This window comes from Plantactinospora soyae (assembly GCF_014874095.1).
GTDB lineage: Bacteria > Actinomycetota > Actinomycetes > Mycobacteriales > Micromonosporaceae > Plantactinospora > Plantactinospora soyae.
This window is the reverse complement of the sequence record NZ_JADBEB010000001.1, coordinates 8964316-8981627: the sequence shown is the minus strand read 5'-3', so window position 1 is coordinate 8981627 and position 17312 is coordinate 8964316. Positions and strand designations below refer to the sequence as shown.

Here is a 17312-nt window from a genome sequence, read left to right as displayed (position 1 = left end):
ACAGGAGGAACGCGTGCACCGCAGAGGGCCGATGAGGATGCTATTGGCGGCGACATTGCTGGGCGTGGGGCTCGGCGGCGTGGTCGCCGCCGCTCCCAGCAGCGCGTCACCCGCGATCGACTGGGCTGACTGCCCGACACCATCGACAGCGACACCATCGACAGCGGGCGGAGCAACACAGCGACTCGAATGCGGCACCGTGCTGGTTCCACTCGATTATGCCCGGCCCGACGGTCCCACCGTCACCATCGCCGTCAGCCGGCTGGCCGCTGCCGACCCGAACCGGCGCCGGGGTGTGCTGCTGCTGAACTGGGGCGGTCCGGGGTGGAGCGGCCGGCAGTTGCCCACGTACCTTGCCGGCAGCCGAGCCGGCGAGGTCGCGGAACACTTCGACCTGATCGGCTTCGACCCGCGCGGTACCGGAGAGAGCACCGGCTTCCGCTGCGACCCGCCGGCGCCGTACCCGCCCGAACCCGGACTCTCCCCCCGGCAGCAGGCGGCTCGGGAGGCCGCGGCGTACGGTGCGGCCATCAGCCGGTGCGGCAACGCGGATCCGGCATTCGCCCGCAACCTCACCACGCAGAACATCGCCCGGGACATGGACCGGATAAGGGCGGCGCTGGGCGAGCCGCGGATCAGCTATCTCGGCGTGTCGTGGGGCACCGCGCTCGGCGCCACCTACCGAACCCTGTTCGCCGACCGGGTGGACCGGATGCTGCTGGACAGCGTGTCGAGCCCGACCTTCTCGTTCACCGCGGCGGACGTCATACCCGACATGGAGCGGGCCTTCCACGCCTACAGTTCCTGGCTGGCCCGGCACGACGACCGCTACCACCTCGGCGACCAGCCGGTCCAGGTGCGGTCACGACTGCTGGCACTGCGCGAAGAACTGCGGGCGGAGCCGTTCGGCTTCGACGGTGGTGAGATCACCGGCAACGACATAGTCGGCCTCGCCACCTGGTCTTCAGCCGACTGGCCGGTGACGGCCCGCCTGATCACCGGTGTCGTCGCTGGTGACCGGGCCGCTGTCGCTGCCGCCTACACCGCATTCGCCGGAGCGACGGACTGGCCGTCGTCCGACCACCGGGAGCGCTACAGCGGCCTGATGAATCTCGCCACCTACTGCAACCTGGACACCACGTCCCGGAACTTCGACCAGGTCTGGGCGACCCACGAACGCCAGGTGAGTCAGTTCCCGATGGCCGGATCGATGAGCCCCCGGTACAGCGAGTGCACCGGCTGGCCGCACCCGGTGCAGCCACTGGTCCAGCAGCGTCGGTCCGGATCCCTCCAACTGGTGGCCCACACCCACGAGTGGAACACCCCGGCCCGCTGGGCGGAGGAGATGCGGCAGGCGATCGGCGGGACCCTCGGATACGTCGACGACGACACGCACGGCTCGTTGGTCGAGGTCAGTTGCGCCGGGTACGCCGTCCGCTATCTCGTAACCGGCCGGACATTCTCCGGGCACTGCCAGCCCGGCTGATCAGACGAGATCTGATCACGTCGCGAGTTCACGAGGGGGTCCTCAGCACCGAGGCTGAGGACCCCCCTCCTACGCGTTCGCGTACCCGATCGGCTACTGGGTCAGCTCGGCCACCTGGTCGGCGGTGAGCCGGCCCCGGGACTCGTCCGGCTGCGGTGCCGCGAGCGTGCCGCGCGCGGCCCGGGCGCCGGCCGCCGGAGCCGGCGGGTTCGCCGGGCGGCGCCAGTGCCAGTCGGTGACCTCCTGGTACGCGGCCACCACCGACAACAGCCGGTCCTCCCCGTACGGCAGGCCGCCGAGGATCGTGCCGACCGGTACGCCGGCGGTGCTGAACCCGATCGGGAAGGCGATCTCCGGCAGGCCGAGGATGTCGAACGGCACCGGACTGGTCTGCACCACCACGTCACAGGCGTCGAAGAGCTGGTCGAGCACCCGTTCCAGGAACAGCAGCTTGGCCCGCTGCCCGGTGATGAACTCGTTGCCGCCCATCAGCGCGCCCTGCAACCAGCTCGTCACCGCGACCCCGAAACCGCGCAGGTCGGTCCGGAGGTACGGCATGAACGGCTCACTGCGTTCCGGCAGCCGGATGTTGTTGAAGGTGTTGCCGCCGAGCAGGTCCCACTCCTCCGGCAGCGGTACGTCGACCAGGGTCGCGCCGGAGATCGCCGCCAGTTCGGCCAGGAACGCCTGCCGGGCCAGCGCGGTCGCCGAGGTGCCGGTGGCGTACCCGGGCAGGATGCCGATCCGGGTCTTCCAGCGCAGCTTGACCCGCTTGCCGGCGTACACCGGGGTGGCCGCCTCGATCAGTCGGGGCACCGCGGGCAGGCCCTGGCTGCGCGGGTCGGCGGGGTCCTCGCCGGCCATCGCGGTCAGCATGATCGCGGCGTCCTTGGCGTCCCGGGCGAGCGGTCCCGGGTGGTCCCGGGTGTAGCTGAGCGGGATGATCCCGTTCAGCGAGACCCGTCCCATGGTCGGCTTGATCCCGGTCAGGTTCTGCGCGTTGGACGGCGCGGTGATCGAGCCGCCGGTCTGGGTGCCGGTGCCGGCGGTGGCCATCCGGCCGGCGACCGCGGTGGCGGTACCGGTCGACGAGCCGCCCGGATCGGTGCCGGGGTTGGTCGGCGTCCAGGCGTTGACCGTGGTGATCACGCCCGCCGGGGTGGTGGCCCGGGTGGTCGCCAGCGGACCCATCTGGGTCTTGCCGAGCACGATCGCGCCGCTGGCCTTGAGTCGGGCCACCGCCGTCGCGTCGAACGGCGGCACGAAGTCCCGGAACAGGTACGAGTTCGCGGTGGTCGGGACGCCCGCCGTGTAGTAGTTGTCCTTGATCGCCACCGGGATGCCGTGCAGCGCGCCGGTGTGTGACCGGCGGGTGGCGGCCCGCGCCGAGGCGAGCGCCGCGTCGGCGAGCACCAGGTTGAACGCCTGGTACGTGCCGTCGTAGCTGCCGATCCGGGCCAGGTACGCCTCGACCAGCTGCTCCGGGCTGAGTTTGCCGGCGCGGATCAGCCAGGCCGCCTCGGCGATGGTCAGCTCGGTCGGGTCGGCCAGCGCCTCGGGCCGGGGCCGGCGGTACGCGTCGGGCCGGTCCAGGGCGGGGTTCGGCTTTCCGGCGTTGCCGTGCCCGCCCGGGGTTCCGGTGGCGGGTCCGTGCGCGCCGGCCGTGCCCGGCAGGGCGATGGCGGCGCCGACGGTGCCGGCGGCGGCGAGCGCGGCGGCGCGGGCCAGGAACGCCCGCCGGTCGACCGTCCGGTCCACGGGTTCGAAGGTGTTCACGGTTTCGGAGGTGGAGGTCACGACTGCCGCCATTCCGTGCTGATCGAGGGATAGAGCATCGGTGCCGCCTGCTGGGAGAGCGCCTTCGCCACCTCCGGGTCGGTGCCGGCGGGGGCGGGCAGCTGGTACGCGGCGAGCGCGCCCACGGTGCCCCGGACGAAGGAGCGCAGCGAGGCGAGGACGGAGTCCTGACCCGGCGAACCGGTCTCCGGGTCGGTGGCGGTACCGGGCGGGAGCTGGTCGAGGTCGATGCCCAGGCTGGCGAGCCGGGCCCGGATCAGGACGTTGAGTTCGGCATCGGTGGGCGGGGTGGGGGCCATGGCGCTCCTCGGACGTTGGGGGTGCCGGGGGTGGCGACGTGTCGACCAGTGGCGTCATCTTGATCAACATCGTTGACCACCGACTGTGGGTCCGAACGGTATCGGCGCGATAACGGCAAGATCACGTCGCGGTGAACCGTGCGGCGTCGGCGTACACTTTTCGTCGGGCGTCGCTGCCGTCCGCGTACCACCCGGAGCAGATCAGGCCGGGACCGGAGTAGATCAGGCCGGGAGGACGTGGCAAGGGCGGCGGGGGTAGGCTCGGCGCCGCGCGGTCGCTGATGCCCGCCGACAACGTCCCGGTGTGACGTACCCGCCGGTCACTTCCCCGCCGCGAGACGTTGGTCAACCGTTCGGCTTCCGAGGTCTAGCGGGCCGATCCGAGAGAGAGAATAGCCTGATGGCCGTGACACGCCGCGCAAAGATCGTCTGCACCCTTGGCCCCGCGACCTCCTCACCGGAGCGGATCCGTGGGCTCGTCGAGGCGGGCATGGACGTAGCCAGGCTCAACTTCAGCCACGGCAGCCACGCCGACCACGAGAAGGTCTACCACCTGGTACGCGAGGCCGCCCAGTCGACCGGCAACGCGGTCGCGGTCCTGGCCGACCTGCAGGGCCCGAAGATCCGGCTCGGCAAGTTCGCCGACGGCCCGCACGAGTGGCGGACCGGCGACTCCGTGGTGATCACCGGAGAGAAGATCGTCGGCACCCGGGAACGGGTCTCGTGCACCTACGAGAAGCTGCCGTTCGAGGTGAAGCCGGGCGACCGACTGCTCATCGACGACGGCCGGGTGGCGGTCGAGGTCACCGACGTCGACGGCAGCGACATCCGGGTACTGGTCACCGAGGGCGGTCCGGTCTCCAACAACAAGGGCGTCTCGCTGCCCAACGTCGCGGTGAGTGTTCCGGCGATGTCGGAGAAGGACGCCGAGGATCTGCGCTTCGCGCTCGGTCTCGGTGTCGACATGGTGGCGATGTCGTTCGTCCGTTCGCCCGAGGACATCAAGCTGGCGCACGGCATCATGCAGGAGGCCGGGGTGCACCGCCCGGTGATGGCGAAGGTGGAGAAGCCCGAGGCGGTGACCCACCTGGAGGCGATCGTCGACGCCTTCGACGGCATCATGGTGGCCCGTGGCGACCTCGGCGTCGAGCTTCCGCTCGACGAGGTGCCCCTGGTGCAGAAGCGTGCCGTGCAGCTCTGCCGGGAGAACGCCAAGCCGGTCATCGTGGCCACCCAGATGCTGGACTCGATGATCGAGAATTCCCGGCCGACCCGCGCCGAGGCGTCCGACGTCGCCAACGCGGTGCTCGACGGCGCGGACGCGGTGATGCTCTCCGGCGAGACCAGCGTCGGCAAGTACCCGGTGCTGACGGTGAGCACCATGGCCAAGATCGTGACGACCACCGAGTCCGGGTCGATCGGCGTGCCGCGGTTGCAGCACGACCCGCGTACCCACGGTGGCGCGCTGACCGTCGCCGCCTCCCAGATCGCCAAGGCCATCGGCGCGAAGGCCCTGGTGGCGTTCTCGCAGACCGGTGACACGGTCCGGCGGCTGTCCCGGCTGCACTGCGACCTGCCGCTGCTGGCCTTCACCCCGGTGCCCGAGGTCCGGGACCAGCTCGCCCTCTCCTGGGGGGTGGAGACCTTCCTGATGCCGTTCGTCCAGCACACCGACGACATGTTCCGGCAGGTCGACCAGGCGCTGGTCGGGCTCAACCACGCCAACCCGGGCGACTACGTGGTGATCGTCGCGGGGACCCCGTCCGGCACCCCGGGCTCCACCAACACCCTCCGGGTGCACCAGCTCGGCACGCTGGTCGACGCGGTGTCGGCGGCCCGGGCCAGGCAGTGAGTTCCGAGGACGGGCGTGCGGTGGTCGTCGGGCAGGCCGCGGTCGACCAGTTGCTGGACGTCCTCGACCTGCGGCAGCTCGACGAGATGACCTTCCGGGGCATCAGCCCGCCGGTCGGACCCCAGCGGGTCTACGGCGGTCAGGTTGCCGGCCAGGCACTGGTCGCCGCCGGCCGGACCGTGGACCCGTCCCGGGTCGTGCACTCCCTGCACGGCTACTTCGTCCGCCCCGGCGACCCGGCCGAGCCGATCGAGTACCAGGTGGAGAACATCCGGGACGGCCGCTCCTTCTCGGTACGCCGTTCCGTCGCGCTCCAGCACGGCAAGACGATCTTCTTCATGTCCGCCTCCTTCCACCGCCAGGAGGAGGGACTCGACCACCACGCCCCGACCCCGGTCGACGTGCCACCGCCGGACGAGGTGCCGACGATGGCCGACCGACTGGCCCGGTACCCGGAGCGGCTGGGCATCTGGGGGACGATCCCGCGCCCGATCGACGTCCGCTACGTCGGCGAACCCGGCTGGGTCGCGCCCGGCGACCGGCCGGTCGACCCGCACCAACGGGTCTGGATGCGGATCGACGGAAAGCTGCCGGACGACCCGCTGCTGCACGCCTGCGCGCTCACCTTCGCCTCCGATATGACGCTGCTCGACTCGGTCCTGTCGGTGCACGGCGAGGTGTGGGGACCGGGCGGCATGGTGGGCGCCAGCCTCGACCACGCCCTCTGGTTCCACCGCCCGTTCCGGGCCGACGAGTGGTTCCTCTACGACTGCTGGAGCCCGTCGGCCTCGGGGGGCCGGGGGCTGGCCACCGGCCGGATGTTCACGGTCGACGGCCGGCAGATCGCCAGCGCCGTACAGGAGGGTCTGCTCCGCCGCGTCGGCGGCTGACCCGGCGGCGCTCGGCGTTCCCCGCCGGTCCTTAACCTACCCGGGCTGCGGCATTGGCTCGGGGCCCGGCGGGGCCGGCGCGGCGACCGGACTAACCTTGCCGACATGCGTCTCTCCGCCCGGGTCGACTATGCGCTGCGTGCCGTCGCCGAACTCGCCGCACACGCCGAGGAAAGCGCGTCGGGGCCGGGTGCCGGCTCCGGAACCGACGGCCGAGCCCGACCCGGCGGCCGTTCGGGTGGGACGATCCGGACCGGAATGCCGACCCAGCGGCCGACCCCGGTCACCGCCGAGCAGATCGCCCGGACCCAGGAGATCCCGCCCAAGTTCCTGGAGAGCATCCTGTTGCAGTTGCGCCGGGGCGGCATCGTGCACGCCCAGCGGGGTCCGGAGGGTGGCTACTGGCTGGCCCGTCCGGCGACGGAGATCTCGCTGGCCGAGGTGATCCGGGTGATCGACGGCCCTCTGGCCAACATCCGGGGCCAGCGACCGGAGGACCTCGGCTACCAGGGCGCGGCGCGGGCGCTCCAGGAGGTCTGGATCGCGCTGCGGGCCAGCGAGCGGGAGATCCTCGACTCGGTCACCATCGCCGACGTCGCCAGTGGGAAGCTGCCCGACCGGGTCCGCGAGTTGGCGGCCGACCCGAACGCCTGGATCTGACCGGTAGTTCTTGCGGCGGTGCCGTACCGAGCAGGTCAGGACGCCAGCCGGGACGGGGCCTTCTTCCTGCCCTGATCGGCGGTGATGGCCGCGCCGCTGGCCCCGACGGCCCCGGCGGTCAGCGCGAACGCGTACACCGTGCAGGCGGTGAGCACCGACGGCAGCAGTGCGACCGCGTCGGCGAGCTGTAGATGGGTGTCGTCGACCAGGCCCGGATCGATTCCGCTGATCGCACTCAGATACCAGTACGGCGCGGACCCGCGCGGGGCCCGGGCGGCGTCGATGGCGCTCCAGACGTACCCGATGGTGCTCAGGGTGAGCAGGACGAGCCCGCCGCCGAGGCCGGTGAGCCAGGCCCTGGCGACCCGTCGGTGGACCAGGGCGGTCCGGAGCAGTCGGCAGGTCACGGCGGTGCCGGCGGACCAGCACAGGATGGCGAGCGTGGCCGAGTCCGGGGTCTCGCCGAGTATCACGCCCACTCCGGGCAGCGCGGCCAGGGCGAGCAGCCCGACGGCGAGAGCGGTGGGAGCCAGCGCCCACGCGGCCGGGACCGCGCCGCTACGGCCCAGCCGGCGCCCGAGCCACCAGGCGAGCAGCCCGAGGGGCAGTATCGACAGGCTGTGCACCATCGACGCGGTCCGTTCCACGTCGATGTCGAGCGCCACCATCAGGTTCAGTGGCGGTCCGGCGGCCACCATCAGGACCAGCAGCGCGATCGTGAGCCCCAGCGGGATCAGCAGCAACTTGGCCAGGATGAACACCCCGGTACGGGCCCGGGCGAGGGTCAACGCCTGCGCGCCGCGGACGACCCGGTCCGCCAGGGCGCACCAGGTCACGTCGGCGAGATCGCGTACCGGGGTGGGGGAGTGGGTCAGCAGGTCGGCGATCTCCGCGCCGTAACGCTCCCGGATCGGGCGGGGATACAGCGCCAGTACGGTGGCGACCAGCCGCGCCAGTACGCCATCGAACCGCCGGGTCGGCTCGCCGTCGACCGGCTGCCCCGGCTCGCGGTCGACCGGCCGGGTCGGCTCGCCGTCGCCGGGACGTCGGCGCCGCATCAGGACACCGCCGGGAGGGAGCGCATCAGGACACCGCCAGCCGGCGGAGCCCGGTGCTGACGACGGTACGCATCCGCTCCAGTTCCGTACCGAGGGCGGCCCGTCCGGCGTCGGTCAGCCGGTACGGGCGGCGCCGATCCTGCTCGGCCAGCGCCTCGATGTAACCGTGTTCCTCCAGGCGTCGGATCGCGCCGTACAGCGTCCCCGGGCCGGGCCGTTGACCGGTGAGTCCGGCGATGTCGTCCTGCATGGCGTACCCGTGTCGTGGGCCGGCGGCCAGGCTGATCAGGACGAGCAGCGCGGGTTCGGAGAACCTGCCCAGGTCGGATAGTCCGGACACGAGGCCACCTTCCATCTACTACGTCCAACGTAGCATCGCAGTACGTAGCAGCCCGGGTCAATAATGGGCTTGAGTCTCCAGCGACTGGAAGGTTGATGCTCGTCCCGTGAACGACCGCACCGAGCTTTTCACCATTGGACAGCTCTCCCGACGCACCGGCCTACCGGTCCGGACCATCCGGTTCTGGTCGGACATCGACGTCATTCCGCCGACCGCCCGCTCGGCGGGCGGATACCGGCTCTACGACGCCGAGGCGCTGGCCCGGTTGGATCTGGTCCGGACCCTGCGCGAACTCGGACTGGACCTCGGCACTGTCGGACGGATCCTGGCCCGACAGAGCACGCTGGCCGAGGTCGCGCGGGCCCACGCCGAGGCGCTGGGCACCGAGATCCGCACGCTCCAGTTGCGCCGCGCGGTGCTGCGGTCGATCGCCCGCCGGAACAGCACGACCGAGGAGATGAGTGTGATGAACAGACTGGCCAGACTCTCCGCCCAGGAGCGGCAGCGGATAATCGACGACTTCGTCGACCGTACCTTCGAGGGCATCGATCCGGACACGCCCGGGGCGCAGATCGCCCACGGGATGCGGCAGATGCCGGCCGAACTTCCCGACGATCCCACCCCGGAACAGGTGGACGCCTGGCTCGAACTCGCCGAACTCGTCGGCGATGCCAGCTTCGGCGCCCGGGTCCGGGAGATGGCGGTGGCCGGCGCGCGGTCCGACGGCCCGGCCGAGGCACCCCGGTACGACCACGAGCAGGTGATCGAGCACGCCGGACGCGCGGTGCGGGCCGGTGTGGCGCCGGACTCGATGGAGGGGCAGGCGATCCTGGACCGGCTCGTGGATCCGGCGGTGCCGACCGACGAGCGGCTCCGGATCGCCGACCAGATGGAGACGTTCTCCGACCGTCGGGTCGAGCGGTACTGGCAGCTCATCGGGGTGCTGAACGACCGGCCGGCGTTCCCGCCCCGGGTGCCGGACTTCGAGTGGTTCATCGCCGCGCTCCGGGTGCCGCGCTGAGCCTGTCCTACCCACGCCGGGCGGCGGCACCGCGTGCCGTCGCCCGGCGACCAGCTCAGGAGCGCCCGACCTGCGACGCCGTGGCGGCGTCGGTGATCAGCCGCCAGGCCTCGGCCACGTGCTCCTCCCGGGTGTACGGCGAACCGACCGCCAGCCGCAGCGTGTGCCGACCGCCGACCCGGGTATGCGTCAGGTAGACCCGCCCGGTGCCGTTGACCCGGTCGAGCAGTTCGGCATTCGCCCGGTCCAGCTCGGCGCCCGTTCCGTTCGCGTCGGCGTCTGTGCCGTTCGCGTTGGCGTCTGTGCTGCTCGGGGCGCGGCTGTCGCCGGCGCCGGCGCGGGTGCGCAGCCGGAAGCAGACCAGCGAGAACGGATGCGGCGCCACCACCTCGAACCGTTCGTCGGCGCGTACCCAGCCGGCGAACCGGTCCGCCAGCGCCACCCCGGCACGGACGTGCGCGCGCAGCCCCTCGGCGCCGTACCAGCGCAGCACGAACCAGAGTTTCAGGGACCGGAACCGCCGGCCCAGCGGCACCTGCCAGTCGCGATAGTCGATCACCGCACCGGACTCGGTCGCCGCGTTGCGCAGATACTCCGGCAGGATGCTCAACGCCTCGATCAGCTCGGCCCGGTCCGCCACCCAGAACGCGTCGCAGTCGAAGCCGGTGAGCAGCCACTTGTGCGGATCGAAGCAGTACGAGTCGGCGTACTCCAGGCCGGCGTGCGTGTAGCGCAGCTCCGGGCAGATCGCGGCCGACCCGGCGTACGCGGCGTCCACGTGCAGCCAGACGCCGTACTCCCGGCAGATCTCGCCGATCGCGGGCAGCGGGTCGACCGCGGTGGTCGACGTCGTACCGATGGTCGCGACCACCGCCGTCGGAACCAGTCCGGCGGCCCGGTCGGCCTCGATCGCCGCCCGCAGCGCCGCTGGCTCCATCGCCAACGTGTCTGGATCGACCTCGACGGCCCGTACGGCGTCGTCGCCGAGCCCGGCGATCCGGGCCGCCTTCTCGATCGAGGAGTGTCCCTGGGTGGAGGTGTAGATCCGGTGCCGCCGCTCGACGCCGTGCTCCCGCCACCGCCCGCCGCCGGTCCGGTGCAGCGCGACGAGCACCGCGACCAGGGTGGCCGAGGAGGCCGAGTCCTGGATGACGCCGCCGCCGGAGCCGGTGGACCGGAACCGGGCCGGCAGGTCGAGCAGTTCGGCCAGCCAGTCCAGCATCACCGTCTCCACCTCGGTACAGGCCGGCCCGGTGGCCCAGAGCATCCCCTGTACGCCGAGACCGGCGCTGACCAGGTCACCGAGCACGCTCGGCCCGGAGGTGTTGGCCGGGAAGTATCCGAAGTAGCCGGGGTGCTGCCAGTGGGTGAGGCCGGGCGCGATCACCGAGTCGAGGTCGGCGAGGATCCGGTCGAACCCCTCGCCCCGCTCGGGTGGCCGGGGCGGCAGCCGGGCGGCGACCGCCCCGGGCGGACCGGCCGGCAGGACCGCCCGCTGGTCGAGGCTGGACCAGTAGTCGGCGATCCAGTCGACGACGGCGTGCCCGTGCCGGCGGAACTCGTCCGGGCTCATGTGATTGGCCATCATCCGAGTCGACCAGGCAACCCGCTTCGGATCAAGACGATGGTCGATCAGCTCCGGAGCCGCGTCACCCCGGTGGGCGCGGGGCTGCCCGGGTCGGCGGCCGGTGCCCGAGTGGTGCTGGCCCGGACGGTCAGCCGGGGATCGAGCAGGGTCCCCTCCGGGACCGGATCACCCTCCAGCTTGCGCATCAGCAGCGACACCGCCTGCCGGCCCACCTCCTCGGCCGGAATCAGCACCGAGGTCAGGGCCGGGCTGGCCCGCTCGGCGACCTCGTCCGGACAGATCGCCACCACCGACACGTCGTCCGGAACCCGTCGGCCGAGCGCCGGCAGCGCCGCCAGCACCTGGCCGACCGCCGCCTCGTTGTGCACCACCAGCGCGGACAGGTCCGGCTGCCGGGCCAGCAGTCCGGCCAACTCCCGGCGGACCGCGTCGAAGTTCTCCTCGCAGGGCTGGGCGATCGCCGCGATGCCGTACCGCGCGGCGGCCTCGGCGAACCCGGCCCTGGTGCGGTGGGCGAACCCGGTGTCCCGGTCGTAGACCACCGCCGGTGCGCCGAGCAGCGCGATCCGGCGGTGGCCGAGCCCGGCCAGGTGCTCGACACAGGCCTCCCCGGCCCGGTAGAAGTCCAGGTCCACACAGGTCAGTCCGGTCGGATCGGCCGGAAAGCCGATCAGCACACTGGGCCGTTCCAGGTCGCGGAGCAGCGGCACCCGGGCGTCGTGCATCTCGACGTCCATCAGCACGATCCCGTCCACCATCGCGCTGGCGGCGATCCGGCGCAGCCCGGCCGGTCCCTCGTCGGCGGTCATCAGCAGTACGTCGTGGTCGAACTGCCGCGCCGTGGTCACCACCGAGGTGGCGAACTGCATGAGGACCGGCAGGTGCATCCCGGAGCGCAGCGGCAGCACCAGCGCGATCACGTTGGCCCGCCTACTGGCCAGCGCCCGGGCCCCGGCGTTGGGGTGGTAGCCGAGGGTACGCACACTGGCCAGCACCCGTTCCCGGGTGGACGCCGAGATCGCGCGCTTGCCGCTGAGCACGTACGACACGGTGCTGACCGCGACTCCGGCGTGCCGGGCGACGTCGGCGATGGTGACCATGTCCGGCCGTTTGGCGGGTGTCCCGGCGGGTTGCCGGGGCACGGGTCGCGAGGTGGGGCGCGACGTTTCGGACACTAGGCGCCCCCACTTCCAGTCGCGGAACGGTCGCCGTCCGTCCCGTCTTCGAAGGCCAGCCAGCTCACGGTAGCTCCCGGCGCGTCGAACAGCAGATACAGGTCGCGTACCCCGGTGGCCTCGCCGCGCCAGTGACCGGACACCTCGCGGTCCGGCTGCCGGTCCGTCGCCCCGACGACCGCCGGAACCATGCCGGGGTCGGCACCGGTACCCAGCCGCGGCCCCGCATCGGTGGCTGGTCCCTGGTCGGTGGCCGGTCCCGGATCGTGCTCGTCGCCGGCCGGGATCGGGACCGTACCGGCCACCGGGCCCCAGACCGGATCGTCCAACCGCAGTACGAGTTCGGCCCCGTCCCGCAGTGGCCGGCGTCCACCGACCCGGGCGGCCACGCCGCGTACCCCGGCGCCGAAGTCCACCCGGGAGAACCGGATCCAGCCGCCCGCCTCCCGGGCGACCACGGCGGCACCGCCCGGACCGTCGGGCAGCGGCTCGGTGCCGGCGTACTCGTCGTGGTCCATCGCCCACAGTGGACCGGCGAGTGGCTCCCGGGGTCGGATCGGCTCGCCGTGCACGGTCAGGGCGGTGCTCAGTACGAGGTCGGCGCTGGACCGGCCGACCGCGACGGTGTGCCGGGCGTCCTCCACGACGTACCGGCCCTGGATGACGTCCCAGTGCGCGAGGTCGGCGGCGCGCAGCCGGAACCGTACCGTGGTCCGCTCGCCCGGAGCCAGGGTCACCTTGGCGAAGTTCCGGAGCTGGCGCAGGGGCTGCTTGACCCGGGACCGCCGCTGCCGGGTGTAGAGCTGCACCACCTCGTCGCCCGGTCGCGTGCCGACGTTGCTCACCCGCACGCTGACCTCGATCTCTCCGGCCGCGTCCACCTCGTCCGCGCTCACCCGCAGGTCAGCGTAGGCGAAGTCGGCGTAACTCAGCCCGTGGCCGAACGGGTAGAGCGGGGTGCCCCGATGGTAGAGATACGTGGTGTCGGTGGCTATCACGTCGTAGTCGAACAGGTCGGGTAGCTCGGCCGCATCGTGGTACCAGGTCTGGGTCAGCCGGCCGCCCGGATCGGCGTCGCCGCAGAGCACGGCGGCCAGCGCGGTGCCGTACTCCTGGCCGCCGTGGGCCGACCAGAGTACGGCCGGCAGGTGCTCGTCGGCCCAGCCCAGCGCGTACGGGTAGCTGCTGCTGACCACCAGCGCCGTACGCGGGTTGGCCGCGTACACGGCCCGGAGCAGGGTCTCCTGCCCGGTCGGCAGCGCCAGGTCGGCCCGGTCCTCGGTTTCCCGGCCGCAGACCATCGGATGGTTGCCGAGTACGACCACCGCGACGTCGGCCTCGCGGGCCAGTGCCGCCGCCCCGGCCGCCCCGTCGTGCAGGAGTTCGACCGTGAACCCGCTGCCCTCGTCGAGGTCGACGGCGTCGGCCCGCAGTACGCCGTCCGGGCCGGCGGTGACGTACCGGTTGCTGGCCAGGTGGTGCAGTACGTGGTCGCCGGCCGGTCGGCCGACGAGTCGGAAGGTCTCCCGGACCACCCAGCCACCGGGGCCGGGCCGGTCGTTGACCAGTGTGCCCTCCTCGTCGGCGCCGACGTGCCGGCCGTTCGCCAGCGTCCGGAGCGCGACGATGTCCTGGCCCCAGTCGAAGACCTCGAACACGCCGTCGGCCGGGAACCGGCTGTCGGCGGTACTCCGGTCGCCGTCGGCCGACGGGCGGGTGCCGGCCGGACCCCGGGTGTCGGGTGCGGCGGTGGCGAGGGTCAACGGGCCACCGTCCGGACCGCCGGCGGCCCGGACGTAACCTCCGGCGGTACGCAGCGCGATCCGGTCCGCCCCGGTGTGGTGTACGACGTCGCAGGCGCCGAGTCGGGCGGCCAGCCCCGCGCGGGCGGTGACCGCGTACGGCAGTGTTCCGCTGTACCAGTCCTCGTAGAGGGTGTCGGCGAGCGGACCGAGTACGGCCAGCCGGCCCAGGCGTGCCGGGTCGAGCGGAAGCAGCGGCCCGGCGCCGGCCGTGGGAGCGTTGCGGAGCAGCACGATCGACTGTCGGGCGGCCTCCCGGGCCAGCTCCTGGTGGGCGGCGCAGTTGATCACGTCGGTGGTGATCGCCGTGTAGGGGTTGCGTTCCGGCGGGTCGAAGTCGCCGAGCCGGAACCGGATGCTGAGGATGCGCTGGACGGCGGTGTCCAGATCGGACTCGTCGAGCAGGCCCCGCCGCAGCGCCTCGCCGACCCGTTCGACGGTCGGGCCGGAGTCCTCGCCGTCCTCGGTGAAGCTGTCGATTCCGGCGCGCAGCGCCGCCGCGTACCCGCTCGGGTGGTCCGGGTGGTAGCCCTGTGCGCCGGCGATGTTGGAGACCGCACCGGCGTCGCCGACCACCATGATCTCGTCGCTGGTCCACCGCCGCAGCTCGGTGCCGATCAGCGGGCTCAGGTGCGCCGGCCGACCGTTGACCAGGTTGTACGACGCCATCACCGCCACTGCGGCGCCGGTCGCGATCGGCTCCCGGAAGGCCGGCAGCTCGTACTCGTGCAGCACCCGGGGCGGCAGGTTGCTGGACGTCGTACACCGGTCGGTCTCGTTGTTGTAGCCGAGGAAGTGCTTGAGCGTGGGCGCGGTCTTCAGGTACTCAGGGTGGTCTCCGCGCAATCCCTGGGCGTACGCGGTGCCGAGCCGTCCGGTCAGCCAGGGGTCCTCGGCGTAGCCCTCCTCGTTGCGGCCCCAGCGGGGATCCCGGAGCGGATTGACCACCGGGGCCCAGACGTTGAGGCCGACCCGGGTCGGGTCCTTGTGGTGCAGGCCCCGGACCTCGTCGCCGACGGCGGACCCGACCGCCCGGACCAGGTCGGGGTTCCAGGTGCTGCCGAGCCCGAGCGCCTGGGGAAAGACGGTGGCCGGGCCGAGCCAGGCCAGCCCGTGCAGCGCCTCGGTGCCGGTACGGAAGGCGGGCAGCCCGAGCCGGGGCACCGGGGCCTGGTGCTGGTGCAGTAGTGCGATCTTCTCGGCGAGGGTGAGCCGGCCCAGCAGATCGGCGACCCGTACGTCGAGCGGGCGGTCGGGGTCGCGGAACGTCCTGTCGCTCATGGTCGATCACCTTCCATGATCTTCGACTAGCGCGCCCGGGTGGCGGATCGTGGTGGCGGCGGCGCGGATCGTCGAAGCGCTTCGAATACTGCGGTGGCGGGTATGGCGGAACGGACAGGTCGCCAGCCCGGGAAGCTCGAAGCGCTTCGACGACCGTGGAAAAGAGACTCCACCGTGGATAGCGGTTTCCCGCCTGTTACGGAGGAGCATTTCGAGGCTTCCATCAGCCGTCGTACCGGTCAAGGGTTTCCGTCGAACGGATTGGCGGCGGTCGGTTTCCGGGCCGGGTCCCGGACGGGCGGAGTGCGGGCTGGATGCGGGCGGAACGCGGTCAGCGACGTCCCGCCGGCAGCCGCTCTGAGCTGGTCGACGGCGGCTCCGTCGCCGCTGCGACGGGCTCGGACCCGGCGGCGTCGGCCGCATCGACGACCGCGCTGTCGGAGCCGGCGGCGACGCTGTCGGTCCCGCTCGCCGGGGCGGCGGGCGACCCGGGAACGGTGGTGCCGGAGCGCGGAGCGGTGGTGTCGGAGCGCGGAGCGGTGGTGCCGGAGCCGGGGGCGGTGGTGTCGGAGCCGGCGGAATCCGGGGCGGCGGAACTGTGGCCGCCCGCGCCCGGCGGGTTGGCGGACCGGGTGGGCGACTTCCGGGTGACGCTCGCGGCGGGACCGGGCTCCCGGCCGGTGCCCCGACCCGGATCGCGGCTCGGCAGCCGGCCCGCGTCGACCGTCTCCAGGGTCCGGGCCGCGCCACCCGCGGCCGCGGCGCCGGTGCCGAGGGCGGAGGCGAGCAGCCGGGTGCCGCCGGCCTCCGGTGCCAGCGAGCGGGCGGTCAGTTCGGCCTCGGCCGCGGGCAACAGCCACGGCGCCAGCGTCGCGAAGTATCCGCCCAGCAGCACGACCTCGGGGTTCACCAGGTTGGCCAGCAGGGACACGCCGTGCCCGAGGTGCCGGCCGATCTCGGCGAGCGCGTCCAGGGTGGACTGGTCGCCCCGGCGGGCCTTGGTCCGGATCCGGTCGACCTCGGGCGCGAAGTCGGTGACCGGCCCGTCCTCCGCCGCATCCGGCAGCGCCCGGCGGATCAGCGCCGGAATCCCGGCCACCGCCTCCAGGCAGCCACGCCGGCCGCACGGGCAGAGCGGGCCGTCCGGATCGATCGTCACATGGCCCAGTTCACCGGCGAAGCCGCGCCCGCCGCGCAGCAACCGGCCGTCGGCCACCACACCCGCGCCGAGGCCCGCGCCGCCGGTCAGGTGGACCAGGTTGGCGGTGCCGGCGTGCGGGCCGTGCCGGTATTCGGCCAGGGCCGCGAGGTTGGCGTCGTTGTCCACCACCACCTCGAAGGCGGGCTCGCGCAGGGCCCGGCGCAGGTCGGCACCGAGCGGCAGGTCCCGCCAGCCGAGCGTGGTGGCCAGCCGGACGGCGCCGGCCCCGTCCACCAGTCCGGGCACCGCGACGGTGAGACCGAGTACCTGGCGCTGTTGACCGGTGACCCGGTTGACGGCCCGGCCGGCGAGTGCGGCGATCGCGCTGACCGCCCGGCCGGGGGAGGCGGTCGAGCCGTCGAAGGCCCGTCGCCAGGAAAGCAGTTCGGTGCCGGAGAGGTCGACGGCGACCACCGTCAGCTCGTCGATGCTCACCTCGATGCCGATCGCCGCGTAGGGGGCCCCGTCGAGCACCAGCATCGTGGCCGGCCGCCCGATTCGGTTCTCCGCCAGCCCGGTCTCCCGGAGCAGGCGGCGGTCGATCAGTTCCGCGACCAGGCTGGAGACGGTCGCCTTGTTCAACCCGGTCGAGGCGGCGATGTCCGCGCGTGAGCAGGGTGCGTGTACGCGTACGAAGCGCAGCACGACGGCGAGGTTCGTGGCCCGTACGTCGGCGAGATCGGCCGGCTGTGGCCCGGTCTGCGTCGTGATCAAGGTCAGCCCCGCTCCCCGCGTATCGGTGTCCGGGCCGGTGCGCTCCGGTCGCCGACGGTGCGCCCCATCATGCCGTACCTCCGGGCGCCGGGGCCACGTCCGCCCGCCGCACCATGATTCCGGTGCTTGTGGCACCGGTCACCGTCGA

At 72.6% G+C, this 17312-nt stretch carries 13 protein-coding genes; 5 read left to right on the top strand and 8 right to left on the bottom strand.

Translation table 11 applies throughout. The annotated features are described in order from the left end of the window. Positions 1-199: 199 nt before the first annotated feature. Positions 200-1486 (top strand): alpha/beta fold hydrolase, encoded by a 1287-nt coding sequence (locus H4W31_RS39180; RefSeq protein WP_192771201.1) that lies wholly within the window; start codon positions 200-202, stop codon positions 1484-1486. A 93-nt stretch (positions 1487-1579) separates the two neighbouring features. Here the strand turns inward: H4W31_RS39180 and H4W31_RS39175 are convergent, their stop codons facing one another. Both H4W31_RS39175 and H4W31_RS39170 read right to left on the bottom strand, forming a co-directional pair. Further along, positions 1580-3283, bottom strand: coding sequence for an amidase (locus tag H4W31_RS39175; RefSeq protein ID WP_318783657.1), 1704 nt, complete (start codon positions 3281-3283; stop codon positions 1580-1582). Next, the gene (locus H4W31_RS39170) at positions 3280-3582 is read right to left on the bottom strand and encodes a hypothetical protein (RefSeq protein WP_192771199.1); all 303 of its coding nucleotides are present in this window, start codon (positions 3580-3582) and stop codon (positions 3280-3282) included. The genes H4W31_RS39175 and H4W31_RS39170 overlap by 4 nt, the downstream gene beginning before the upstream one ends. A gap of 400 nt (positions 3583-3982) precedes the next feature. On the opposite strand from H4W31_RS39170, the gene pyk reads away from it, so the two are divergent. From pyk to H4W31_RS39155, 3 genes are all read left to right on the top strand, one after another. Continuing rightward, entirely contained in the window at positions 3983-5434 is a 1452-nt protein-coding gene (gene pyk, locus H4W31_RS39165; RefSeq protein WP_192771198.1) for a pyruvate kinase, read from the top strand. A 20-nt stretch (positions 5435-5454) separates the two neighbouring features. Continuing rightward, the gene (locus H4W31_RS39160) at positions 5455-6324 is read left to right on the top strand and encodes an acyl-CoA thioesterase (protein WP_192772740.1); all 870 of its coding nucleotides are present in this window, start codon (positions 5455-5457) and stop codon (positions 6322-6324) included. A 105-nt stretch (positions 6325-6429) separates the two neighbouring features. Continuing rightward, positions 6430-6984 (top strand): RrF2 family transcriptional regulator, encoded by a 555-nt coding sequence (locus tag H4W31_RS39155; RefSeq protein ID WP_192771197.1) that lies wholly within the window; start codon positions 6430-6432, stop codon positions 6982-6984. 35 nt (positions 6985-7019) lie between these two features. Here H4W31_RS39155 and H4W31_RS39150 read toward each other — a convergent pair whose 3' ends face one another. Both H4W31_RS39150 and H4W31_RS39145 read right to left on the bottom strand, forming a co-directional pair. Beyond that, on the bottom strand, positions 7020-8042 hold the full coding sequence (locus tag H4W31_RS39150; protein ID WP_192771196.1) for a hypothetical protein: 1023 nt from the start codon (positions 8040-8042) through the stop codon (positions 7020-7022). A gap of 25 nt (positions 8043-8067) precedes the next feature. Next, on the bottom strand, positions 8068-8382 hold the full coding sequence (locus tag H4W31_RS39145) for a PadR family transcriptional regulator (protein WP_318783656.1): 315 nt from the start codon (positions 8380-8382) through the stop codon (positions 8068-8070). Positions 8383-8488: 106 nt separating this feature from the next. Here H4W31_RS39145 and H4W31_RS39140 point away from each other — a divergent pair, with 106 nt between their 5' ends. Further along, positions 8489-9403, top strand: a complete 915-nt coding sequence (locus H4W31_RS39140; protein ID WP_192771194.1) for a helix-turn-helix domain-containing protein — start codon at positions 8489-8491, stop codon at positions 9401-9403. 55 nt (positions 9404-9458) lie between these two features. Here the strand turns inward: H4W31_RS39140 and H4W31_RS39135 are convergent, their stop codons facing one another. From H4W31_RS39135 to H4W31_RS39120, 4 genes are all read right to left on the bottom strand, one after another. Further along, entirely contained in the window at positions 9459-10976 is a 1518-nt protein-coding gene (locus tag H4W31_RS39135; protein WP_192771193.1) for a pyridoxal-dependent decarboxylase, read from the bottom strand. Positions 10977-11035: 59 nt separating this feature from the next. Continuing rightward, positions 11036-12091 (bottom strand): LacI family DNA-binding transcriptional regulator, encoded by a 1056-nt coding sequence (locus tag H4W31_RS39130; RefSeq protein WP_192771192.1) that lies wholly within the window; start codon positions 12089-12091, stop codon positions 11036-11038. 74 nt (positions 12092-12165) lie between these two features. Further along, on the bottom strand, positions 12166-15249 hold the full coding sequence (locus H4W31_RS39125; protein ID WP_192771191.1) for a glycoside hydrolase family 3 protein: 3084 nt from the start codon (positions 15247-15249) through the stop codon (positions 12166-12168). Between the two features lie 331 nt (positions 15250-15580). Then, the gene (locus H4W31_RS39120; RefSeq protein WP_225945912.1) at positions 15581-17164 is read right to left on the bottom strand and encodes an ROK family transcriptional regulator; all 1584 of its coding nucleotides are present in this window, start codon (positions 17162-17164) and stop codon (positions 15581-15583) included. Between the last annotated feature and the right edge of the window lie 148 nt (positions 17165-17312).